Origin of the sequence: Pimelobacter sp. 30-1, from assembly GCF_018831735.1 — a bacterium.
In the GTDB taxonomy this organism is placed as follows: domain Bacteria; phylum Actinomycetota; class Actinomycetes; order Propionibacteriales; family Nocardioidaceae; genus Nocardioides.
On the sequence record NZ_NHTS01000007.1, the window covers coordinates 101,746 to 123,312 of the forward strand.

Below are 21,567 nucleotides of genomic sequence, written 5' to 3' on the forward strand. Positions count from 1 at the left end.
CGCAACGTAATCCGCTACAGAGCCGGGCTCCGTCCACTCACCTCACACGACGTACGACGACGCCCGCTTCAGCTCCGCAGCCGCCTGCACGACGATCCGCTCCACCAGCTCCTCGCACGAGGGCAGGTCGTCGATCACGCCGACCACCTGGCCGCTGGCCAGCACGCCCGCGGAGGTGTCGCCCTCGACCAGGCCGGCGCGCAGCATGGTCGGGGTGTTGGCGGCGAGGGCCATCTGGCCGAGGGTGCGGCCCTGGGCCTTCTTCATGGCGCGGCCGTCCTTGAGCAGGCCGGACCAGGACATGCCGGAGGACTTCTTGAACTCCAGGGTGCGGCGCATCGTCGGGCCGAAGCGGCGTACGGCGGAGGTCTCCTCGAGCGAGTCGACGAGGTCGGTGCGGAGCATCCGGTGGGGCATCCCGTCGACCTTGGTGGTGACCACGGTGTCGGCCAGGCCCTTGGAGAGGTAGAGCTCCTTGACCGCGTCCGGGACCGCGGAGTCGCGGGTCAGCAGGAAGCGGGTGCCCATGCCGACGCCGGCGGCGCCGTAGGACAGGGCGGCGGCGAGGCCGCGTCCGTCGAAGAAGCCGCCCGCGGCGATGACCGGGATGTCGACGGCGTCGAGGACGGTCGGCAGCAGCAGCGTGGTGGGGACGGCGCCGGTGTGGCCGCCGCCCTCGCCGCCCTGGATCATCACGGCGTCGGCGCCCCAGGAGGCGACCTTGACTGCGTGCTTGGCGGCGCCGATCGAGGGCATCACGACGATGCCGTGCTCCTTGAGCTGGGTGATCAGCTCGGGCTTGGGGGCCAGCGCGAACGAGGCCACCTTGACGCCGTGGTCGATGAGCAGCCGGCAGCGGTCGGGGGCGTCGGCGGCGTCGGCGCGCAGGTTGACGCCGAACGGCTTGTCGGTGCGGCTCTTGACCTCGATGATCGCCTGCTCCAGCTCGGCGAAGGTCATCGTCGCCGAGGCGAGGATGCCCAGGCCGCCGGCCTCGGCGGTGCCGGAGACCAGGCGCGGGCCGGAGACCCAGCCCATGCCGGTCTGCACGACCGGGTGGGGGACGCCGACCAGGTCGGTGAAGGGCGTGCGGATCTGCTGGGCGATCATTCGGCGGGCACCTCCTTGAAGCGCAGGCCCTTGGGGTCGAGGACCTCGCGGATGATCACCAGCTCCTCGTACGACGGCGCGCGGGTCTCCGGCACCTCGGCCGGCACCTCCAGCGCGAAGCCGGTCGCGGCGACGACCTCGTCGACGGTGACACCCGGGTGCACCGAGACCAGACGCACGGTCGAGCCGGCGCCGCCGAGGTCGAAGACGCCGAGGTTGCTGACGACGCGATGGATGTCGTTGAAGCGCGAGGCGCCCGGGCCGGCCGCGGCCGCGCGGGCGGGGCCGACGCCGGAGACGATGTCGACCTCCTCGACGAAGACCCGGGTCGAGTGCTTCGGCACCCAGTACGACGTCCGGTTGTTGACCGTGTTGCCCGGGGCGCCGCGCGAGCCGAGGAGCTGGCGCTTGGGCTGGGCGAACGGGCCGATCGCGGAGATGTTCTGGTTGCCGTGCCGGTCGACCTGGGTGGCGCCCATCATCACGTGGCGCTTGCCGTAGGCGACGACGTCGAAGACGCGGCGGAACGGGATCCAGCCCTCGACGACGTCCTTGCCGCCCAGCGGCGGCGTACCGCCGAGGAAGAGCGACTCGCCGTCGCTGATCACCAGGTCGGGGTTCGAGGTCAGCTTGGCGAGCCGGACCCCGAGGGTCGGCAGCAGGCCCATCGGGCTGGCGAAGATCTCGCCGTCCTCGCTGAAGGCGTCCGCGATCGCGGCGGCGCAGACGTCGGCGCGGGTGTAGTCGCTCATCGGGCGTTCTCCTCGGTGAAGGCCTGGACGGCTGCCTGGTAGGCCGCCTCGTCGCCGGCGAGGAAGCGGTCGTGGAAGGCCTGCCACTCCTCGTCGGTGCCGCCGGCCGCGGCGGCGTAGGCACGCTGGAACTTCTCGTCGCGCTCGTAGTCGGGCGTGCAGGTGGTGAAGTGCGCGCCGCGCGGGGTCTCGACGACGCCGCTGACCATCATCCGGTTGAGCAGCAGCCGCTGCACGGGGGTGTCGACGGTCAGGCCGGCGGTGTCGACGACCTGCTCGACGCTGACGTAGGTCTTGTCGGCGGCCATCGCGAAGAGGTCGTCGAAGTACGGGTCCGGCCCCAGGTACGTCGCATTGCCGTGCTGGTCGGCACGGTTGAGGTGGACGAGCGCGGCGTCGAGGCGCAGCGCGGGGACCGCGACGAGCTCCTCGTGGCCGTGGCCCTCGTCGTACGGGCTGGCGACGGTCTTGATCCACGGGTTGTTGACCAGCACGTCGGAGCCGAGCCCGGCGCGCATCGGCAGGAAGGGCAGCCGCTCGGCCGCGGCCTTGAGGCCGGTCTGGAACATGCCCTCGTCGAGCTCGACGACCTCGGGGATCGAGGCGGCCTGGCGGGCGCGCTGGAAGTTCGGCTCCAGCGGGACCGTGTCGAGCGAGACGAACGCGTAGACGAGCCGGCGGATCTTGCCGGCGCGGGCGAGCAGGCCCACGTCGGCGCCGCCCCAGCTGACGATCGTCAGGTCGGTGAGGTCGGAGTTGTAGAGCGCACGGACCAGCGCCATCGGCTTGCGCCGCGGGCCCCAGCCGCCGATGCCGATGGTCATCCCGCTCTCCAGGCTGCCGATCACCTCGTCGATCGACATGCGCTTGTCGCGGGGCTTGCGGTTGGTGCTCATCAGGCCCCCTTGGCCTTGGCCGTGCCGGCGAAGTCGTCGCGCAGCTCGTCGCTGACGCCCATCAGGTTGAGCTCGAAGGTGAAGCCCTGCTCCCAGCGGTAGGACTTGTTGACGTCGATCGGGTCGATGCCGTTGAGCGCCTCCTTGGCCGCGCGGATGACGCGCGTGTCCTTGGCGGCGATCTCGCCGGCGACCTTGAGTGCGGCGGCGTCGAGCTCGTCGCGGGGGACCACCTCGAGCACCGAGCCGAACTGCACGAGCTCGGCGGCCTTGATGGTGCGCGCGGTGAAGTAGAGCGTGCGCATCATGTGCTGGGGGACCAGGCGGGCCATGTGGGTGGCCGCGCCGAGGGCGCCCTGGTTGACCTCGGGGACGCCGAAGTAGGCGTCGTCGCTGGCGACCACGACGTCGGCGTTGCCGACCAGGCCGACGCCGCCGCCGACGCAGAAGCCGTTGACCGCGGCGACGACGGGAACCGAGCACTCGTAGACAGCCTTGAAGGCGGCGAAGCAGCCCCGGTTGGCGCCCAGGAGTGCCTCGAAACCGGTGGTGTTCTGCATCTCCTTGATGTCGACGCCGGCGTTGAAGCCCTTGCCCTCCGCGCGGAGGACGACGACCTTCGTGTCCAGGTCGGCGCTGGCCTCGTCGAGGGCCGCGGCCACGTCGAACCAGCCCTGCACGGTGAGGGCGTTGACCGGGGGAGCGTTCATCGTGACGACGCGGATGCCGTCCGGACGCAACTCGCTGGTGACTGTCATAGATGCATGCTACCAAGCATTTGCTTGGTATTGTGGAGTCATGACACTCAGCGTGGACCTTGGCGGCCGGGTCGCCCTCGTCACCGGCGGAGCGCGCGGCATCGGCCGCGGTATCTCCGAGGTGCTGATCGCCGCCGGCGCGACCGTGGTCACCTGCGGCCGCTCCGAGGCCGAGCCGCCCGCGGGCGCCAGCCACCTGACCTGCGACGTGCGCGACCCCGACTCGGTCGCGGCGCTCGTCGACGCGATCGTCGCCCGGCACGGCCGGCTCGACATCGTGGTCAACAACGCCGGCGGCGGCCCGTTCGTGATGGCCGCCGACGCCTCGCCGCGGCTGAGCGAGAAGGTCGTCGGGCTCAACCTGATGGCCGCGCTCCACGTCAGCCAGGCCGCCAACCGGGTCATGCAGGACCAGGAGAACGGCGGCGCGATCATCAACATCTCGTCCGTCTCCGCGCTGCGGCCCTCGCCCGGCACGGCGGCGTACGGCGCGGCCAAGGCGGGCGTCGACTCGCTGACCACCTCGCTGGCGATGGAGTGGGGCCCGAAGGTGCGGGTCAACTGCATCGACGTCGGCCTGGTGCGCACCGCCGACACCGCCGACCACTACGGCGGCGACGAGACCGTCGCCGCGATCGAGCGGACGATCCCGCTGCGCCGGATGGCGCGCTTCGACGAGATCGGCAATGTCGCCGCCTTCCTCGCCAGCGACCTGGCGGCCTATGTCTCCGGTGCGAGCCTCGCCTGTCACGGCGGCGGCGAGATGCCGGTCTTCCTGCACATCTTCCAGAACTCAGGAGAGAACTCGTGACCCAGCTGCTCGACGGCCGCGTGGCCATCGTCACCGGAGCCGGCCGCGGTATCGGCCGCGCCCACGCCCTCGAACTCGCCCGCCACGGTGCCGCGGTCGTCGTCAACGACTACGGCGTCTCGGCGGCCGGCGAGGGCACCGACGAGTCGCCGGCCCACGAGGTCGTCGCCGAGATCGAGGCGATGGGCGGCCGGGCGGTCGTCAACGGCGCTGACGTCGCGGACTTCGCGGCCGCCGAGGCGATGATCCGCCAGGCGATCGACACCTTCGGCGGGCTCGACATCCTGGTCAACAACGCGGGCTTCCTGCGCGACCGGATGCTGGTCAACACCGCCGAGGACGAGTGGGACGCCGTCATCCGGGTGCACCTCAAGGGTCACTTCGCTCCGCTGCGCCATGCGGGTGCCTACTGGCGGGCCGAGGCCAAGGAGGGCCGTCAGCTCGCCGCCCGGGTCATCAACACCTCCTCGGGCGCCGGCATGCAGGGCTCGATCGGCCAGGCGACGTACTCCGCGGCCAAGGCCGGCATCGCCGGGCTGACGCTGGTCGCCGCCGCCGAGATGGGCCGCTACGGCGTCACCGTCAACGCGATCGCGCCGGTCGCCAAGACCCGGATGACCGAGGGCGCGTTCGACACCTCCGCCATGGCGCTGCCCGAGGACAACTCGCCGATCGTCGCCTGGCTCGCCTCCGAGGAGGCCGGCGACGTGACCGGTCGCGTGATCGAGATCGACGGCTCGGTGATCACGATCGAGAACGGCTGGAGCCACGGCGCCTCGCGCGACGCGGGTGCCCGCTGGGAGGCCGAGAAGGTCGGTGGCGCGCTACGCGACATGCTCGCCGAGGGCCCGGCCCCCGAGCCGGTCTACGGCACGGCCTGACCCGCGGGCCGATCGACCCCGTCACGCACGAGAGGGGCTCACCGGATCACCGGTGAGCCCCTCTCGTCGTACGGAGGGAGAGGTGCGTCAGATCCGCTCGATGATCGTGCCGGTCGCCATCGCGCCGCCGGCGCACATGGAGATCAGCGCGGTGGAGGCGTCGCGGCGCTCCAGCTCGTGCAGCGCGGTCGTGATGAGGCGGACGCCGGTGGCGCCGACCGGGTGGCCCAGCGCGATGGCACCGCCGTTGACGTTGACCTTGTCCATGTCGACGCCGTGCACGCCGGCCCACGACAGCACGACCGAGGCGAACGCCTCGTTGACCTCGAACAGGTCGAAGTCGCTGATCGCCATGCCGGTCTTGTCGAGCAGCCGCTGGGTGGCGTCGATGGGGCCGTCGAGGTGGTAGTACGGGTCGGAGCCGACCAGGCACTGGGCCTTGATCCGGGCCCGCGGGGTGAGGCCGAGGGCGCGCGCCTTGTCCTCGTCCATGATGAGCAGCGCCGCGGCGCCGTCGGAGATCTGCGACGAGGTGCCGGCCGTGTGCAGGCCGCCCTCGAGCACGGTGCGCAGGCCCGAGAGGCCCTCGGCGGTGGTCGCGCGCAGGCCCTGGTCGGCGTCGACCACGCGGGTCTCGCCGGTCGGGTTGCCCTCGTCGTCGAGCACCGGGGCCTCGATCGGCGCGATCTCGCGCTTGAACCGGCCCTCCTCGACGGCGACCTTCGCCTTGGCCTGCGAGGCCAGGCCGAGCGCCTCGAGGTCGGCCCGGGTCAGGCCGCGGTTCTTGGCGATCCGGTCGGCGGCCTCGAACTGGTTGGGCATGTCGATCGACCAGTCGGCCGGACGCGGGTCGCCCATGCCCGGGGGCACGTTCGCGCCCAGGGGGATGCGCGACATCATCTCGACGCCGCAGGCGATGCCGACGTCGATGGTGCCGGCGGCGACCATGTCGTTGACCAGGTGGGTGGCCTGCTGGCCCGAGCCGCACTGGGCGTCGAGGGCCGTGCCGGCGGTGGCCTGGGGGAGTCCGGCGTACAGCCAGGCGCGGCGCACGGCGTCGTTGGACTGCTCGCCCGCCTGGGTCACGCAGCCGCCGATGACCTGCTCGACCAGGGCCGGGTCGACCCCGGCCCGGCGGAGCACCTCGGCCTGGACGAAGCCGAGCGTCTGCGCGGGGTGGAGGCCGGCCAGCCAGCCCTTGCGCTTGCCCAGCGGGGTACGGACGGCGTCAACGATCACAGGGTTGCCCATAGCGCCACGGTAGCAGCAAACTAGAACACGTTCTATGAGTGCTCCCGGCTGGCGGAGAAGAGTTCACGAAACCCTTTCGTAATCCCGCGATGCTTTGTACGGTAGGTCCATAGAACGTGTTCCACCCCCATTGGCCGCAGTGAAAGGCGCAGCGCGTGACCGAGCTCCTCATCCCGACGGATTGGGATCCCACCGATCCGGACATCAACGAAGTGGCCGTGCCGCACGAGCAGTTCCGCGCGCTGCGCGAGAGCGAGCCGATCCGCTGGATCGAGCAGATCCCCGAGGCGCGCGCCGGCTTCCTCGACACCGGCTACTGGGCGCTGACCCGGCACGCCGAGGTCCGCCAGGTCTCCAAGGACAACGAGAACTGGTCCGCGATGGAGAACGGCGTCATCATCCGGTTCGCGCCCGACATGACGCGCGACCAGGTCGAGGTCCAGCGCGCGATGCTGATCCACCACGACCCGCCGGACCACACCCAGATGCGCGGCATCGTGTCCCGCGGCTTCACCCCGCGCGTGATCGCGGCCCTCAAGACGGTCCTCGAGGAGCGGGCGCGCGAGATCGTCGCCGGCGCCGTGGCCAAGGGCTCGGGTGACTTCGTCGAGGACATCGCCGCCGAGCTCCCGCTCCAGGCGATCGCCGACTTCCTCGGCGTCCCGCAGGAGGACCGCAAGAAGCTCTTCGAGTGGTCCAACCAGATGATGGGCTACGACGACCCGGACATCGGCGCCGACCCGGCCGTGGCCTCGATGGAGATCCTGGTCTACTTCGACCAGCTCGCCAACGAGCGCCGGGCCAACCCGCAGGACGACATCGTCACCAAGCTGATCAGCGTCGGTGCCGACGACGACCACGGCGCGCTCACCAACGACGAGTTCGGCTTCTTCGTGATCCTGCTGACCGTCGCGGGCAACGAGACGACCCGCAACGCGACGTCCCACGGCATGCACGCCTTCTTCGAGCACCCCGACCAGTGGGAGCTGTGGAAGAAGGACCGCCCGGAGACCGCCATCGACGAGATCGTCCGCTGGGCGACGCCCGTCACGGTCTTCCAGCGCACCGCCAAGAAGGACACCGAGCTGGCCGGCCAGGCGATCAAGAAGGGCGACCGGGTGGCGATGTTCTACGCCTCCGCGAACTTCGACGAGACCGTCTTCGACGACCCGTTCTCCTTCAACATCCTGCGCGAGAACAACCCGCACGTTGCCTTCGGCGGCCACGGCGCGCACTACTGCCTCGGCGCCAACCTGGCCCGCCTGCAGATCAACCTGATCTTCAACGCGATCGCCGACCTGGCTCCGGACATCGAGCTCGTGGGCGAGCCGCGCCGGCTCCGCTCCGGCTGGCTCAACGCCATCAAGGAGATGCAGGTCCAGTACCACTGACCTTCAGCGCAGGTTCAGGGTGGCTCCGTGAGAATGGGGCCACCCTGAGTCCTTTTGTCTGTCTGTCGCCGGAGGTGCGGAGTGCGGGTGCTGGTGGTCGACGACGAGCGACGGCTGGCGCGCTCGCTGCGCCTGGGGCTCGAGGCCGAGGGCTTCGCGGTCGACGTGGCCCACGACGGCACCGACGGGCTGTGGCTCGCTCGGGAGAACGAGTACGACGCGATCGTGCTCGACCTCATGCTGCCCGGCATCAACGGCTACAAGGTCTGCGAGACCCTGCGCGCGGAGAAGAACTGGACGCCGATCCTGATGCTCACCGCCAAGGACGGCGAGTGGGACCAGGTCGAGGGCCTCGACACCGGGGCCGACGACTACCTCACCAAGCCGTTCTCGTTCCCGGTCCTCGTCGCCCGGCTGCGTGCCGTCGCCCGGCGCGGCGCCCGGGAGCGGCCGACCGCGCTCGAGCTCGGCGACCTCGTCGTCGACCCCGCCGCCCGCCGGGTGCACCGGGGCGGCACCGAGATCAGCCTGACCGCGCGGGAGTTCTCGGTGCTCGCCTTCCTGGCCCGGCACCCGGGCGAGGTCGTCTCGAAGCGCCAGGTGCTCGACGCCGTCTGGGACGGCGACTTCGAGGGCGACCCCAATATCGTCGAGGTCTACGTCCGGCACCTGCGCAACAAGGTCGACCGGCCCTTCGGGCGCGACGCCATCCAGACGGTCCGCGGCGCGGGCTACCGGCTCGCGAGCGACGGAGGCTGACGTGGCCGTGCGCACCCGCACCACGCTCGGCGCCGTCGTCGTGGTGGCCCTGGCCCTGCTGATCGGCGCCGCGGCGCTCGTGCTGGTGGTCCGCGGCTCGCTGCACGACGCGGCCGAGGCCACCGCCGAGCACCGGGCCGCCGACCTCGCGGCGCAGGTCGAGGCCGGGGGACCGCCGGCGTCGCCGGGCGCAGCGGACCCCGAGGACGACGACGAGGACCCCGAGGACCCTGAGGAGGTCGTCTGGCAGGTGCTCGGACCCGGCGGTGCCGTGGTCAGCGCCTCGCAGCCGCTCACCGGCGCGCTGCCGGCCGACGACGAGGACGTCGTCGACCTGGCCGGCGCCGACCATCCCTATGTCGTGGCGAGCGAGGAGGCCGAGCACGCCGGTACGGCGTACGTCGTCGTGGTGGGGGTCTCGCTCGAGGACGTCGACGAGACCACCGCGGCGCTGCTGACACCGCTGCTGGTGGGCCTGCCGGTGCTGCTCCTGGTGGTCGGCGCGACCACCTGGCTGGTCGTCTCGCGCGCGCTCGGTCCGGTCGAGCGGATCCGCCGCGAGGTCGAGCAGATCACCGGCAGCCGGCTCGACCGCCGGGTGCCCGAGCCGCCGGCCCGCGACGAGATCGGCCGGCTGGCCCGGACGATGAACGGCATGCTCGGCCGGCTCCAGGACTCCGCGCGGCGCCAGGAGGAGTTCGTCGGCGACGCCTCCCACGAGCTGCGCTCGCCGCTGGCCAGCCTGCGCCAGGCGGCCGAGGTCGCCCAGGCCCACCCGGGCGCGCTCGACGAGGGCGAGCTCGCCGCGACGGTCCTCGAGGAGTCGGTCCGGATGCAGGTCCTCGTCGACCAGCTCCTGGTGCTGACCCGGGCCGGCGAGGGGCGCGGTCAGGCCACGCGCGTCGACGTCGACGTCGACGACCTGGTGCTCACCGAGGCCCGCCGGGCCGCCCGGAGCGGGATCGCCGCGGACACCACCGCCGTCGGCCCCGGCCGGGTCCAGGGCGACCCGGTCGCCCTCGGGCAGGTCGTGCGCAACCTCGTCGACAACGCCCTGCGCCATGCCCGCACCCGGATCGCGCTCGGCGTCGTCGAGGACGGTGCCGGCGTACGGGTGAGCGTCGAGGACGACGGCCCCGGGATCCCGGAGGCCGACCGGGAGCGCGTCTTCGAGCGGTTCGTGCGCCTCGACGACGCCCGGGCCCGCGACGCCGGCGGCAGCGGGCTCGGCCTGGCGATCGTCCGCGAGCTGGTCCGGGCCCACGGCGGCACGGTGAGCGCCGAGGGCTCGGCCCTGGGCGGCGCCCGGTTCGTCGTCCGGCTGCCTTCCTGAAGAGGCCTTCAGACGGCTTCAGGAAGGGTTCAGCGACCTCCCGGCAGGCTCGGCACCACACCGAGAGCAGAAGCAGCCGAGAGAGGAACTCCCATGAAGACCACCATCCTGCGCCGCAAGCGCATCGTCATCCCCGCCGTCGCCACCGTCGCCGTCCTGGCCGTCGGCGGGACGCTGTGGGCGGCGTCCGCCGACGAGGTCCGCGGCGACGAGCGGGACCGGGTCGAGACCGCCGCCGTGACCGCGGCCGGCGGCGGCAAGGCCGTCGAAGTCGAGAAGAGCGACGACCGGGGTGAGGCCTACGAGGTCGAGGTCCGGCTGGAGGACGGCCGCGAGGTCGACATCACGCTGGACGCCGACCTGCGGGTGGTCGAGCGCGACGCCGACGACGCCGACGACCTCGCGGGCACCGGCAGCACCGGTGGCGCCGTCGAGCGCCCCGACGCCGACGACCGGCTCCTCAGCACCGCCGAGCGCACCGCCGCCGAGAAGGCCGCCCTGGCCGCCGTCGGCGGCGGCACCGTGGTCGACGTCGACCCCAGCGACGACCCCGGGGTGGCCTACGAGGTCGAGGTGCGTGACCGCTCCGGCGCCGAGTGGGACGTCGACCTGGACGCCGCGTTCGCCGTCGTGGCCCGGGTGCAGGACCGCTGACGTCCCCGGCCGGAGTGCAGTAGCGTCTGCCTGTGACGCAGGCTGACGACCACCAGGAGGGTGAGATGAGCGAGCTCAACGCCGACCAGTTCCCCGGATTCGCCGAGAACCACTACCAGCACGGGATGCACAGCCTGGCCTGGATCTCGCTGTGGATCATCGTCGGCCTCGGCGTCGCCGCCGGCATCTTCGGCTTCCTGTGGGGGATCAGCCACTGACCTCCGCGACGGCCGGGCCGTCGGCCGGGACCGGTTGGTCCCCCTGGCGCACGGTCGTCGCCTTCGGCCTCGTCAGCCTGCTGGCCGACATGGTCTACGAGGGGATGCGCTCGGTCGCCGGCCCCTACCTCGGGACGCTGGGTGCGTCGGCCGTCGTGGTCGGTCTGGTCACCGGTGCCGGTGAGGCGATGGCGCTGCTGCTCCGCCTCGGGACCGGTCCGTGGGCCGACCGCAGCGGGCGGCACTGGCGGCTGACGGTCGTCGGGTACGCGCTGACCGCGGTGTGCGTGCCGCTCCTGGCCCTCGCTCCCGCCCTCGGTACGGCGGGCGTCGCGGTCGCCGCGGCGCTCATCCTCGCCGAGCGGGCGGGCAAGGCGATCCGCAGTCCCGCCAAGTCGGCGCTCCTCGCGCGGGTGGCGGCCGGCGGCAGCCTGGGCCGGGCCTTCGGGGTGCACAAGGCGCTCGACCAGGTCGGCGCCTTCGCCGGACCGCTCGTCGTCGCCGGGGTCGCCGCGCTGACCGGTGTGCTGTGGCCGGGCTTCGCGGTGCTGGCGGTGCCGGGGGCGCTCTCGCTCCTCGTCCTCGCCCAGCTCGCCCGCCGGGCCCCGGTGCTCACCGCCGCCGTCGTACCGGACGAGTCGGTGGTCGCCACCGCGTCCGAGCCAACGAATCCCCCCGTGCGACGGGGGCTGGGGGCGGCGCTGGGCGTCGACCTGCCGGCCCGGTTCCACGTCTTCTCGGCCGCGGCGGCGCTGGCCACGGCGGGCCTGATGACGTTCGGGATCATCTCCTTCCGGTTCGTCGAGACCGGGCTGGTGCCGCTCGCGGCGGCGCCGGTGGTCTACGCGCTCGCCATGGCCACGGCGGCGGTGGCGGCGCTCGGGACCGGGGTCGTGTTCGACCGCTGGGGGCCGCGGGTGCTGCTCGTCGTACCGGTGCTGGTGGCGGTGCTGCCGCCGCTCGTGTTCGCCGACCGGCTCGCGCCGGTGCTCGCCGGGGTGGCCCTGTGGGGCGTGGCGACGGGGATCCTCGACTCGACGGTCAAGGCCCAGGTGGCGGCGGTGGTGCCCGGATCCCGCCGCGCGACCGGGTACGGCGTGTTCGCGGCCGTCCAGGGCCTCGGCGCGATCGCCGGTGGCGTGGTCGCCGGGGCGCTGGTCACCGACCACGCGACGGTCCTCGCCGTGGTGGTCGCGCTCGCCCAGGTCGCGGCGCTGGTGCTGCTCGCGGGGGTGCTCAGGACCCGCCGGTGAGCTCTTCGAGCACCCGCTGGAAGTCCGGGCTCACGACGATCGACAGGGCGCCGTCCTCGTCGAGCCGGCTGAGCTGCTGGTAGCCGCCGCCGTCCCACCAGAACAGGTGCGGGCTGAGCGGCCCGGGTGCGTCGCCGAAGCCGAGCGCCGCGAACCGGGCCATCGCCTGGACCACGGGGATGACGGTCGCGTCGCGGACCAGGTGCCAGGCGACCTGGTGCCGGTTGGGGACGCAGAGCAGCCAGCCGTGCCGGCCGCTCTCGTGTCCGGTGAGCTCGGTCGCGAGCCGGGGCAGCAGGAGCGCCCGGCTCGCGGTGTGGACCGACTCGCCGAGCAGGACGTGGAAGGCGCCGCCGCCGTCGGGCAGGTCGAGTCGCTCGAGCTGCTCGACGGGCTGGCGGTCCAGGTTGGTGAGTCCGTGGGCGCGCAGGGCGTCGACGCCGCCGAGGCGCTCGGCGCGGGCGTCGTCGTACACGGCGACGGTGTCGGGGAGGTCGAGCGCCAGCATCTCGACCAGCCCCGGGGCGAACTCGCGGAAGGGGAAGCCGTCGAGGCGGGGGATCGCCTCGCGCTCGTAGAGCCGGACGAACGTCCGGGCGGCCGCCTCGTCGGGGCTGAGCTCGCCGAACGGGTCGGGTGCGTCCATGCTGGCCAGCACCCGCTCGACGTGGGAGCCGACGAGGAAGGGCCAGGCGGCGCGACCGCGGTCGTCCTGGTGGCAGGCGGCCGCGACGTTCCAGAGGCCGAACTGGCGGCCGGCGTCGTCGGCGACGTGGCCGGCGTGGACGCTCACCTCGATGCCGCGCTCGGCGAACGCCGTGCGGACCAGGGCGCGCAGGTGCCGGGCCTCGGCGACGCCGAGGAAGGGCAGGGCCTCGTCGGGCTCGGCGTCCGTGCCGGGCACCGCGGGCCCGGCGGGCTCGGAGGGCACGTCGGGCCCGGCGGGGGTGGGCTCTTCGTCGTCGCGCCGCCGGCGCCGGAAGATGCCCACCGCAGCGCGTCCCTGGCCGGCCGGCTCAGTCGCGGGCGGTGAGGACGATCGGGTCGCCGTCGGTGATCGCGACGGTGTGCTCGGCGTGGGCGCCGCGCGAGCCGTCGGCGCTGCGGATCGTCCAGCCGTCGGGGTCGAAGACGATCTCGTCGGTGGTGTGCAGGAACCACGGCTCGATGGCGATGACCAGCCCCGGGCGCAGCTTGGGACCGCGGCCGGCGCGGCCGTCGTTGGCGACGTGGGGCTCGCCGTGCATGGTCCGGCCGACACCGTGGCCGCCGAACTGGAGGTTGACCTTGAGATCGGCCTCGTGGGCGACGCTGCCGATGGCGAAAGAGATGTCGCCGAGGCGGTTGCCGGCCCGGGCGGCGTCGATGCCGGCGGCGAGGGCGCGCTCGGTGACCTCGATCAGGCGCAGGTCCTCCTCGCGCGGGGTGCCGACGACGACGGAGAGCGCGGAGTCGGAGACCCAGTTGTCGACCGAGGCCGCGAAGTCCACGGAGAGCAGGTCGCCGTCCTGGAGGACGTAGTCGTGGGGGAGCCCGTGCAGCACCGCGTCGTTGACCGAGGTGCAGAGGACCTTGCCGAACGGGCTCGCGCCGAACGACGGGTGGTAGTCGATGTAGCAGGACTCGGCGCCGGCGTCCTTGATCATCCGGTGCGCCAGCTCGTCGAGCTCGAGCAGGTTGACCCCGACGTCGGCCTTCTCGCCGAGCGCCTTGATCACCGAGGCGACGAAACGACCCGCGGGTCGCATCTGCTCGATCTGGGTGGGGGTACGCAGCTCCATCACGAGGTCAAGACTACGGGCCCGGCGCGGCAACCACGACGGCACTGTGGCTGGACGCGTCGTCGGCGTCGAAGGCGAGACCGTCGAGCCGCTCGTCGCGCAGGGTGACGTCGCCGGTCCTGGTGGCCGAGGCGCCCGGTTCGAGCGTGCTGACGCCCTCGAGGCTCGGGTCGCGCCACTGGCCGTCGACGACCGCCTTGACCCGGATGTGGTCGAGGTAGATCGTGCGGTCGCTCTTGTTGGTGACGTCGAACGCGAAGGTGCAGGTCTCGGCGCCCGCGGAGTACTCCGAGGGGCCGCAGGTGATGGAGGTGACCTCGATGGACAGGTCGCCGTCGTCGGTGGTGAAGCGCTCGCCGACCTCGGCGCTGGGCTCGGGCGGGTCGACGAAGTCGAGCAGGTCGCCGAGGTAGCGCAGCACCAGGAAGCCGACCACGACCGAGATGACGAGCGCGACCGCGTTGAGGCCGGTGCCCCAGCCGGCCATCACCCGGCGGCCGAGCCGCCGCGCCCGCAGGAGGGCGACGATGCCGAGGACGAGCCCGATCAGGGCACAGACCGCGCCGAGCAGGTTGACGAGCGGGATCGGCGAGAAGCAGAGCGCGACGATGCCCAGGACGAGCGAGGCGACGGCCGTGCCGTTGCCGGGTGGGCGTGGCGCCAGGGGAGGGGGCCCGCCGCCGTAGGAGGGCGGGGGAGGCGGGTAGGACGCCGGGGGCTCACTCACCCCACGGACCCTAACCGCCGATCCCCGCCCGCAAACCGCGTCGTCAGTTGGTGGGCTTGTCCGCTCCCACGACCCACATCGCGAAGAACTGCGAGCCGCCGCCGTAGGCGTGGCCGAGCGCCTTGCGGGCGCCGTCGACCTGGTGCTCGCCGGCCGCGCCGCGCACCTGCAGGGCCGCCTCGCCGAAGCGGAGCATGCCGGAGGCGCCGATGGGGTTGGAGGAGAGCACGCCGCCGGAGCAGTTGACCGGGATCCGGCCGCCCATCGCGGTCTCGCCGGCCTCGGTGAGCTTCCAGCCGTCGCCCTCGGCCGCGAAGCCGAGGTTCTCGAGCCACATCGGCTCGAACCACGAGAACGGCACGTAGATCTCGGCCGCGTCGATCTCGTCGATCGGGCTGGTGATGCCGGCCTGCTTCCACAGCGCGGCCGCGGCGTCGCGGCCGGCCTGCGGGTTGACCTGGTCGCGCTCGGCGGCCGTGGTCGGCTCCGAGCGCATCACGGTGCCGTGGATCCACGCCGGGTTCGGCGAGGACGCGGCGACGTCCTCGGCCGCGATGACGAGCGCGCAGGCACCGTCGGAGGAGGGGCAGGTCTCCTCGTAGCGGATCGGGTCCCAGAGCATCTGGGAGGCGAGGACCTGGTCGACGGTCTTCTCCTCGCGCAGGTGCGCATAGGGGTTCTTGAGCGCGTTGGTGCGGTCCTTGGCGGCGACGATCGCGCCGATGTGGGTGGGCGCCTCGGAGCGGCGGATGTAGGAGCGCACGTGCGGGGCGAAGTAGCCGCCTGCACCGGCGTGGACCGGCATCACGAACGGGACGGGCACCGAGAGCGCCCACATCGCGTTGGACTCCGACTGCTTCTCGAACGCGACGGTGAGGACCTTCTTGTGCACGCCCGACTGCACGAGCGAGGCGGCCACGATCGCGGTCGACCCGCCGACGGAGCCGGCCGTGTGCACGCGCAGGAGCGGCTTGCCCGCCGCGCCGAGCGCCTCGGCGAGGTAGAGCTCGGGCATCATCACGCCCTCGAACAGGTCGGGCGCCTTGCCGACGACGATCGCGTCGATCTCGTCGAGGGTCATCCCGGCGTCCTCGAGCGCGCGGTCCATCGCCTCGCGGCACAGGCCGGCCATCGAGACGTCCTCGCGCTTGGCCCGGTGGTGGGTCTGGCCGACGCCGACGACGGCGGCAGGAGTCTTGCCCATCAGTTCGTTCCCTCCATGACGCAGACGAGGTTCTGCTGCAGTGCCGGGCCGCTGGTCGCGTGGGCCAGCACCTTGTCGGCGGTGCCGTCCCAGATCCGGCGGGCGGCCTCGCCGATCCGGATGGCGCCGCCGGTGAACATCGGGTTGCCGGCGAGCGGACCGCCCGACGGGTTGATCCGGACGTCGTCGGCCAGGCCGAGCTCGCGGCGCAGGATGAGCTCCTGGTGGCTGAACGGCGCGTGCAGCTCGGCGATCTCGACGCCGGCGGTGCCGCCCACCGCGGCCCCGGCGCGGTACGCCGACTCCGAACGGGTCAGGTCGCGGGTACCGAGCTGGAGGCCGTCGGCGAAGTGCGCGAGACCGGTGATCCAGGCCGGGCGGTCGCGGACCTCGCGGGCCTTGTCGCCGGCGGCGAGGACGATCGCGGCCGCGCCGTCGGTCACCGGGGCGGCGTCGTGCTTGCGCAGCGGGTCGGCGAACATCGGCCGGGCGAGCAGGTCGGCGACGGACGAGCCGCCCGCGCGCACGGCGTACTCGTTCTTCTCGGCGTCGGAGAGGGAGCGGTTGACGACCTCGGCCATCGCGGTCTCGTCCCAGGCGCCGGCGTCGATGCCGAGCCGGGCCTGCAGCGCGGCGATGGAGACGGTGTCGGGCCACAGGGGAGTGAGCGTGTAGGGGTCCAACTGCAGCGCGAGGGTACGGCGCAGGACGCCGGCCGAGGCCTTGCCGAAGCCGAACACCAGCGCGGTGTCGACCTCGCCGGTCTGGATCTTGAGCCACGCCTCGTAGAGCGCCCAGGCGGCGTCCATCTCGACGTGGGACTCGTTGACCGGCGGCAGCACGCCGATCGCGTCGATCGCGCTCACGAACGAGAACGAGCGGCCGGCCAGGTAGTCCGAGGAGCCGGAGCACCAGAAGCCGATGTCCTTCTTGGTCCACCCGGTCTGCTCGTAGCACTCCGCGAACAGCGGCACCAGGAGCTCGGCGCACTGGGGGGATCCGTCGTAGTCCTGCAGCTGTCGCTGCGCGAACCCGACGACGGCAACGTCACGCATGTCTTGTCCTTCCCGCCGCTCAGAGGTGGTGCTTGTAGGTGTCGAAGTCCGCGTCGGGCTCGTCGGCCGGCGCGAAGTGGCTGATGTTCTCGATCGTGGTGCCCCACTCGTCGCGGGGCTTCCAGACCGCCTTGACCCGCAGGCCCATCCGGATCTCCTCGACGGGGATGTCGAGGATCAGGTGCTGCAGCGCGATGTCCGCGCCGTCGAGCAGGATGTACGCCGACACGTACGGCGGCGCGATCTTCTGGCCCAGGAAGGGCACGTTGACGATGCAGAAGGTCGTCACCGTGCCGGTGTGGGAGAGCTCGATCTCCTCGACGGTCGGCACGCCGTCGGTCGGGCAGGCCGGACGCGGCGGGACGTAGACCTTCTCGCACGTGGGGCAGCGCTGGCCGACGATCCGGCCCTCCGAGAGACCGCGGAAGAAGGCGGACTCCTCGGGGGAGGCGGCGTAGGTGTAGTCGAGGCTGACCGGCGTGACGATCCCGGTCACGGCGCCCTCGCCGGCAGCCGGGGCGGCCGCGCTCGCGGTGCCGGTGTCGGGCTCGAAGACGAGGTCGGTGATCGCGCCGGTGCGCTCCGCGGCCCAGCGGGCGCGGACCTTCATGCCGGTACTGATCTGGTCGGGGCTCGCGACGTCGACCGCGTGCAGCAGCGGGGCGTCGGCGCCGTCGATGGTGACCAGGGCGAACGCGAACGGGCGTTCGAACGGCTGGCCGGCGACGGGCTCGCTGACCCAGGTCCAGGACGTGACCGTGCCGGTCTCGGGGAGCTCGACGAAGTCGGCCGTCGCCTGGTGGGTCACCGGGTCGAACTCGGGCGGCGGGACGACGACGCGGCCGTCGCTGAGACGGGCGCCGACGAGCTGGCCGTCGCGGAGACCGGTGAGGAAGCGGCCGATCACCGGGCCGACCGATCGCGTGTAGTCGAAGGACACCGTCACCGGTGCCGAGAGGGTGCGACTCATGAGCCAAAGTGAAACATGTTCTGCCCAAAAGTGAAACATGTTCTAGAAATGGATCGGGCTCATCCGTCATGATGCGGTCCATGAAACTGGGACTGCAGCTGGGGTACTGGTCGGCGCAGCCGCCGCAGGGTGTCGGCGAGCTCGTCGCGGCCGCGGAGGACGCCGGGTTCGACGCGATCTTCACCGCCGAGGCCTGGGGGAGCGACGCGTTCACGCCCCTGGCCTGGTGGGGCCGGGAGACCTCCCGGGTGCGCCTGGGCACCTCGATCGTGCAGATGTCGGGCCGGACGCCGGCCTCGATCGCGATGCACGCGCTCACCCTCGACCACCTCACCGGTGGCCGGGTCATCCTCGGCATGGGCGTCAGCGGTCCCCAGGTCGTCGAGGGCTGGTACGGCGTACCGTTCTCCAAGCCGCTCGCCCGGACCCGCGAGGTGGTCTCGATCATCCGCCAGGTGCTGGCCCGCGAGGCGCCGGTGACCAACGACGGCCCGCACCACCCGCTGCCCTACCACGGCCCCGGCGCGGTCGGCCTCGGCAAGCCGCTCAAGCCGATCGTGCACCCACTGCGCGCCGACCTGCCGATCTGGCTCGGCGCCGAGGGCCCCAAGAACGTCGCGCAGACCGCCGAGATCGCCGACGGCTGGATCCCGATCTTCTACACGCCCAAGAGCGCGGGGATGTACCAGCCGTGGCTCGACGAGGGTTTCGCGCGGCCGGGCGCTCGTCGTACCCGGGCGGACTTCGAGATCGCCGCCACCTGTCACCTCCAGGTGGTCGAGAACGCCGAGCAGAAGCAGCTCGTGATCGACGGCATGAAGCCGTTCGTCTCGCTCTACATGGGCGGCATGGGCGCCAAGGAGCAGAACTTCCACCACCAGGTCTTCACCCGGATGGGCTACGGCGAGCTCGCCGACGAGGTGCAGTCGCTCTACCTGTCGGGCGAGAAGGACAAGGCGACCGCGCTCATCCCCGACGAGCTCGTCGACGACATGCACATCATCGGCACGCCCGGCGAGGTCCAGGAGCGCGTCGCGCAGTGGGAGGAGACCGGTGTGACCACGCTGCTGCTCTCGTGCCGCAGCGCCGACGAGATCCGCCAGGTGGCCGAGCTGCTCGCCTGACGATGTTCACCTGAGGGCCTGGTCGCTGTCGGAGGTCCGGGCTACCGTCTCAGGGCATGAGGCGTGAGCCGCACGAGAACGTCGCCACGGTGCTGGTCGATCCCGCGCTGCTGCGCGACCTCGAGCTGGCACTGATGGAGCTCGACCTGTGGGTCTGGCCGGTCCACACCGCGCCGGTGTGCGCCGACGGTCCGCGCACCGCCTTCCAGGTACGCCGGCGCCTCGTCGAGGCCCAGCGCGGCCGGTGGGACTGCGCGGCCGGCTGGACGCCGGTGTGGATCAGCTTCGGTGAGCGCTGGGTGCGCGGCGACGACCCCCTGCCCTGGGCGGCGCACCGGGCGCTGTGGGACGTCCTGGACGCCCATGCCGACCAGGTGCGCTTCCACCGGCGGCTGGGCGGCGTGCGGCCGCTGATCGCGCCGGTCGAGCGCCGGGCCGGGTGAGCTCCCGCGCGGCTACTCCGACTCGAGCGGGTACTCCCGCGAGGAGAACGCCTGCTTGACCGTGGCGCGCTTGGCCTCGACGGGCTTGTCGAAGAGCCGGCGCCCGTCGGTGCCCTCGATGACGACCTTCTTGCCCTCGAAGTGGATGCCGATGATCGCCTCGCGGGCGAGCCGGCGGCGGTCCTGGTCGTGAACGACGACGATCGCGTCGTCGTGGACCTCCAGGCGCCACTCGTCCACGAGCACCAGGAAGGCGACGACCAGGCCGGCGAGCAGGCCGATCGCGGGGCGCGCGACCCAGGCCCACGGCTGGTCGAAGTCGCCGACCCAGCGCAGGATGTCCTTGAAGGGCACGAACGGCACGTCGGCGAGCCAGCGGGCGAGCAGCGGACCGACCGTGAGCACGAGGACCCCGCCGACGGCGAAGATGATGTAGGTCCAGACCTTGTCCTCGCGCGTGGAGCCGAGCTCGTCGTACTGCATGGTGTCGAGGCTAGGGTCCGGCACTCGCGAGGGGCATCGGTCGGAGGTAGGGAGATCCCCGACCAAGGTAGGGGTCCTTGCCTGCGGAATAGAACACGTTCTAGTCTGCCGGGGTGACCGACACGCTCCGCACCCCTGCCCACAACGGCCACCTCATGGTCGCGGCCCTCAAGCGGCACGCGAACCGCCCGATCGTGCACCTCGGCGACGTGACGCTGACCGGCCGCGAGACGGCGGAGCGGATCTCGCAGTACATCCAGGCCTTCGAATCCCTCGGTGCCGGACGCGGTACGCCGGGCGCGCTGCTCGCCCTCAACCGGCCCGAGGTGCTCTTCATCCTCGGTGCCGGCCAGACGCAGGGCTTCCAGCGGACCTCGCTGCACCCGCTCGGCTCGGCCGACGACCACGCCTACGTCATCAACGACGCGGGGATCACCACGCTCGTCATCGACCCCTACTTCGCCGACCGGGCGGTCGAGCTGCTCGGGAAGTGCCCCGGGCTCAAGCAGGTCCTCACCATCGGCCCCGTCCCGGACGCGCTCGCCGACGTCGGCACCGACCTCACCGCGGTCGCGGCGACCTTCGAGGCCCAGCCGCTGACCGCGGCCGTGCTGGAGCCCGAGCACATCACCTCGATCACCTACACCGGCGGCACGACCGGCAAGCCCAAGGGCGTGATCGGCAACGTGCGCGCGTTCTCGACGATGGCGCAGATCCAGATGGCGGAGTGGGAGTGGCCGGCCGAGCCGCGCTTCCTCATGTGCACGCCGCTCTCGCACGCCGGCGCGGCGTTCTTCGTCCCGGTCGTGCTGCAGGGCGGCACGCTCTTCGTGTCCGCGCGCTTCGACCCGGCCGAGGTGCTCCGCACGATCGAGGAGAAGCGGATCAACTCGCTGATGCTCGTGCCGACCATGCTCTACGCGCTCATGGACCACCCCGACTCGCGCACCCGCGACCTGTCGTCGCTCGAGACCGTCTACTACGGCGCGTCCGCGATCAACCCGGTCCGGCTCAAGGAGGCCATCGAGCGGTTCGGGCCGATCTTCGCGCAGTACTACGGCCAGTCCGAGGCCCCGATGGTGATCAGCTACTTCCCCAAGGGCGACCACGTCGACGCCTCCGGTACGCCGATCGAGGCGCGGCTGACGTCGTGCGGGCGCCCGTCGGCGTACCTGCGCGCGGCGCTGCTGGACGAGGCCGGCAACCCGGTCCCGCAGGGCGAGCCCGGCGAGATCTGCGTGGCGGGACCGCTGCTGTCGGGCGGCTACTGGCGGCTGCCGGAGGCCACGGCCGAGACCTTCCGCGACGGCTGGATGCACACCGGCGACGTGGCGCGCGAGGACGAGGACGGCTTCTGGTACATCGTCGACCGCACCAAGGACATGATCGTCACGGGCGGGTTCAACGTCTTCCCGCGGGAGGTCGAGGACGTCATCGCCGAGCACCCCGCCATCGCCCAGGTCGGCGTGATCGGGACGCCGCACGAGAAGTTCGGCGAGGCGGTCACCGCGGTCGTCGTGCTGCGCGAGGGGCACGAGCTCACCGACGATGTCGTCGCCGAGATCAAGGACGCGGTCAAGGAGCGCAAGGGCTCCGTGCAGACCCCCAAGGACGTCATCGCGGTCGACGCGCTGCCGCTCACCGCGCTGGGCAAGCCGGACAAGAAGGCGCTGCGGGCGCGGTTCTGGACGGGGGAGCGCTCCGTCGGCTGAC

General features: G+C 72.2%; 23 protein-coding genes. 11 read left to right on the plus strand and 12 right to left on the minus strand.

What is annotated here, in order from left to right; genetic code table 11:
* Positions 1-42 precede the first annotated feature (42 nt).
* Genes CCO04_RS19205 through CCO04_RS19220 form a run of 4 tightly spaced genes read right to left on the minus strand, consistent with a single transcriptional unit; the run spans position 43 to position 3,516 of the window.
* The gene (locus tag CCO04_RS19205) at positions 43-1,110 is read right to left on the minus strand and encodes a nitronate monooxygenase family protein (RefSeq protein ID WP_215815772.1); all 1,068 of its coding nucleotides are present in this window, start codon (positions 1,108-1,110) and stop codon (positions 43-45) included.
* Positions 1,107-1,862: a CoA-transferase subunit beta gene (locus CCO04_RS19210; protein WP_215815773.1), complete on the minus strand. Its 756-nt coding sequence runs from the start codon at positions 1,860-1,862 to the stop codon at positions 1,107-1,109. Before CCO04_RS19210 ends, CCO04_RS19205 begins: the two co-directional genes overlap by 4 nt.
* A complete protein-coding gene (locus tag CCO04_RS19215; protein ID WP_215815774.1) occupies positions 1,859-2,758 on the minus strand; it encodes a CoA transferase subunit A in 900 nt (299 codons plus the stop codon). Before CCO04_RS19215 ends, CCO04_RS19210 begins: the two co-directional genes overlap by 4 nt.
* Positions 2,758-3,516, minus strand: coding sequence for an enoyl-CoA hydratase family protein (locus CCO04_RS19220; RefSeq protein ID WP_215815775.1), 759 nt, complete (start codon positions 3,514-3,516; stop codon positions 2,758-2,760). The genes CCO04_RS19215 and CCO04_RS19220 overlap by 1 nt, the downstream gene beginning before the upstream one ends.
* 40 nt (positions 3,517-3,556) lie before the next feature.
* Here CCO04_RS19220 and CCO04_RS19225 point away from each other — a divergent pair, with 40 nt between their 5' ends.
* Entirely contained in the window at positions 3,557-4,327 is a 771-nt protein-coding gene (locus tag CCO04_RS19225; RefSeq protein ID WP_215815776.1) for an SDR family oxidoreductase, read from the plus strand.
* Positions 4,324-5,208, plus strand: coding sequence for an SDR family oxidoreductase (locus CCO04_RS19230; RefSeq protein WP_215815777.1), 885 nt, complete (start codon positions 4,324-4,326; stop codon positions 5,206-5,208). Before CCO04_RS19225 ends, CCO04_RS19230 begins: the two co-directional genes overlap by 4 nt.
* An 87-nt stretch (positions 5,209-5,295) precedes the next feature.
* Here CCO04_RS19230 and CCO04_RS19235 read toward each other — a convergent pair whose 3' ends face one another.
* The gene (locus tag CCO04_RS19235) at positions 5,296-6,459 is read right to left on the minus strand and encodes a steroid 3-ketoacyl-CoA thiolase (RefSeq protein WP_215815778.1); all 1,164 of its coding nucleotides are present in this window, start codon (positions 6,457-6,459) and stop codon (positions 5,296-5,298) included.
* Between the two features lie 155 nt (positions 6,460-6,614).
* Between CCO04_RS19235 and CCO04_RS29880 the strand changes: the two genes are divergently transcribed.
* The 6 genes from CCO04_RS29880 to CCO04_RS19265 all read left to right on the plus strand — a co-directional run bounded on the left by CCO04_RS29880 (position 6,615) and on the right by CCO04_RS19265 (position 12,067).
* Positions 6,615-7,850, plus strand: a complete 1,236-nt coding sequence (locus CCO04_RS29880; RefSeq protein ID WP_215815779.1) for a cytochrome P450 — start codon at positions 6,615-6,617, stop codon at positions 7,848-7,850.
* Positions 7,851-7,931: 81 nt separating this feature from the next.
* Complete coding sequence (locus tag CCO04_RS19245; RefSeq protein ID WP_215815780.1) at positions 7,932-8,609, plus strand: response regulator transcription factor; 678 nt, start codon at positions 7,932-7,934, stop codon at positions 8,607-8,609.
* A gap of 1 nt (position 8,610) precedes the next feature.
* Entirely contained in the window at positions 8,611-9,942 is a 1,332-nt protein-coding gene (locus tag CCO04_RS29885; RefSeq protein ID WP_215815781.1) for a cell wall metabolism sensor histidine kinase WalK, read from the plus strand.
* A 93-nt stretch (positions 9,943-10,035) separates the two neighbouring features.
* The gene (locus CCO04_RS19255; protein ID WP_215815782.1) at positions 10,036-10,596 is read left to right on the plus strand and encodes a PepSY domain-containing protein; all 561 of its coding nucleotides are present in this window, start codon (positions 10,036-10,038) and stop codon (positions 10,594-10,596) included.
* Positions 10,597-10,628: 32 nt separating this feature from the next.
* Entirely contained in the window at positions 10,629-10,814 is a 186-nt protein-coding gene (locus CCO04_RS19260; RefSeq protein ID WP_215815783.1) for a hypothetical protein, read from the plus strand.
* On the plus strand, positions 10,796-12,067 hold the full coding sequence (locus CCO04_RS19265; protein ID WP_215815784.1) for an MFS transporter: 1,272 nt from the start codon (positions 10,796-10,798) through the stop codon (positions 12,065-12,067). Before CCO04_RS19260 ends, CCO04_RS19265 begins: the two co-directional genes overlap by 19 nt.
* Here the strand turns inward: CCO04_RS19265 and CCO04_RS19270 are convergent.
* From CCO04_RS19270 to CCO04_RS19295, 6 genes are read right to left on the minus strand one after another with little or no spacing between them, the layout of a single operon-like run.
* Positions 12,051-13,058 carry a hypothetical protein gene (locus tag CCO04_RS19270; RefSeq protein WP_215815785.1) on the minus strand — a complete coding sequence of 336 codons (1,008 nt, stop codon included), beginning with the start codon at positions 13,056-13,058 and terminating at the stop codon, positions 12,051-12,053. The two genes, CCO04_RS19265 and CCO04_RS19270, sit on opposite strands and share 17 nt — an antisense overlap.
* Positions 13,059-13,083: 25 nt before the next feature.
* Positions 13,084-13,851 (minus strand): type I methionyl aminopeptidase, encoded by a 768-nt coding sequence (map, locus tag CCO04_RS19275; protein ID WP_215815786.1) that lies wholly within the window; start codon positions 13,849-13,851, stop codon positions 13,084-13,086.
* Between the two features lie 10 nt (positions 13,852-13,861).
* Positions 13,862-14,575, minus strand: coding sequence for a hypothetical protein (locus tag CCO04_RS19280; protein ID WP_215815787.1), 714 nt, complete (start codon positions 14,573-14,575; stop codon positions 13,862-13,864).
* A 43-nt stretch (positions 14,576-14,618) separates the two neighbouring features.
* Positions 14,619-15,779, minus strand: coding sequence for a thiolase domain-containing protein (locus CCO04_RS19285; protein ID WP_215815788.1), 1,161 nt, complete (start codon positions 15,777-15,779; stop codon positions 14,619-14,621).
* Positions 15,779-16,834, minus strand: a complete 1,056-nt coding sequence (locus CCO04_RS19290) for a thiolase domain-containing protein (RefSeq protein ID WP_215815789.1) — start codon at positions 16,832-16,834, stop codon at positions 15,779-15,781. The genes CCO04_RS19285 and CCO04_RS19290 overlap by 1 nt, the downstream gene beginning before the upstream one ends.
* 19 nt (positions 16,835-16,853) lie before the next feature.
* Entirely contained in the window at positions 16,854-17,804 is a 951-nt protein-coding gene (locus CCO04_RS19295; protein ID WP_215815790.1) for a Zn-ribbon domain-containing OB-fold protein, read from the minus strand.
* Positions 17,805-17,884: 80 nt separating this feature from the next.
* Between CCO04_RS19295 and CCO04_RS19300 the strand changes: the two genes are divergently transcribed.
* Together CCO04_RS19300 and CCO04_RS19305 are read left to right on the plus strand one after the other, a co-directional pair.
* Positions 17,885-18,928, plus strand: coding sequence for an LLM class F420-dependent oxidoreductase (locus CCO04_RS19300; protein WP_215815791.1), 1,044 nt, complete (start codon positions 17,885-17,887; stop codon positions 18,926-18,928).
* Positions 18,929-18,984: 56 nt separating this feature from the next.
* Complete coding sequence (locus CCO04_RS19305) at positions 18,985-19,371, plus strand: hypothetical protein (RefSeq protein WP_215815792.1); 387 nt, start codon at positions 18,985-18,987, stop codon at positions 19,369-19,371.
* A 12-nt stretch (positions 19,372-19,383) separates the two neighbouring features.
* On the opposite strand, the gene CCO04_RS19310 is transcribed toward CCO04_RS19305, so the two are convergent.
* Positions 19,384-19,854 (minus strand): hypothetical protein, encoded by a 471-nt coding sequence (locus CCO04_RS19310; protein ID WP_215815793.1) that lies wholly within the window; start codon positions 19,852-19,854, stop codon positions 19,384-19,386.
* A 113-nt stretch (positions 19,855-19,967) separates the two neighbouring features.
* On the opposite strand from CCO04_RS19310, the gene fadD8 reads away from it, so the two are divergent.
* Positions 19,968-21,566, plus strand: a complete 1,599-nt coding sequence (gene fadD8 / locus CCO04_RS19315) for a fatty-acid--CoA ligase FadD8 (RefSeq protein WP_308281362.1) — start codon at positions 19,968-19,970, stop codon at positions 21,564-21,566.
* Position 21,567: the final 1 nt, after the last annotated feature.

Excerpts from the sequence above, each read along its gene's own strand:
- CCO04_RS19205 (WP_215815772.1), bottom strand. The coding sequence starts at position 1,110 with ATGATCGCCCAGCAGATCCGCACGCCCTTCACCGACCTGGTCGGCGTC.
- CCO04_RS19210 (WP_215815773.1), bottom strand. The coding sequence starts at position 1,862 with ATGAGCGACTACACCCGCGCCGACGTCTGCGCCGCCGCGATCGCGGAC.
- CCO04_RS19215 (WP_215815774.1), bottom strand. The coding sequence starts at position 2,758 with ATGAGCACCAACCGCAAGCCCCGCGACAAGCGCATGTCGATCGACGAG.
- CCO04_RS19220 (WP_215815775.1), bottom strand. The coding sequence starts at position 3,516 with ATGACAGTCACCAGCGAGTTGCGTCCGGACGGCATCCGCGTCGTCACG.
- CCO04_RS19225 (WP_215815776.1), top strand. The coding sequence starts at position 3,557 with ATGACACTCAGCGTGGACCTTGGCGGCCGGGTCGCCCTCGTCACCGGC.
- CCO04_RS19235 (WP_215815778.1), bottom strand. The coding sequence starts at position 6,459 with ATGGGCAACCCTGTGATCGTTGACGCCGTCCGTACCCCGCTGGGCAAG.
- CCO04_RS19255 (WP_215815782.1), top strand. The coding sequence starts at position 10,036 with ATGAAGACCACCATCCTGCGCCGCAAGCGCATCGTCATCCCCGCCGTC.
- CCO04_RS19285 (WP_215815788.1), bottom strand. The coding sequence starts at position 15,779 with ATGGGCAAGACTCCTGCCGCCGTCGTCGGCGTCGGCCAGACCCACCAC.
- CCO04_RS19290 (WP_215815789.1), bottom strand. The coding sequence starts at position 16,834 with ATGCGTGACGTTGCCGTCGTCGGGTTCGCGCAGCGACAGCTGCAGGAC.
- CCO04_RS19295 (WP_215815790.1), bottom strand. The coding sequence starts at position 17,804 with ATGAGTCGCACCCTCTCGGCACCGGTGACGGTGTCCTTCGACTACACG.
- CCO04_RS19300 (WP_215815791.1), top strand. The coding sequence starts at position 17,885 with ATGAAACTGGGACTGCAGCTGGGGTACTGGTCGGCGCAGCCGCCGCAG.
- CCO04_RS19305 (WP_215815792.1), top strand. The coding sequence starts at position 18,985 with ATGAGGCGTGAGCCGCACGAGAACGTCGCCACGGTGCTGGTCGATCCC.
- CCO04_RS19310 (WP_215815793.1), bottom strand. The coding sequence starts at position 19,854 with ATGCAGTACGACGAGCTCGGCTCCACGCGCGAGGACAAGGTCTGGACC.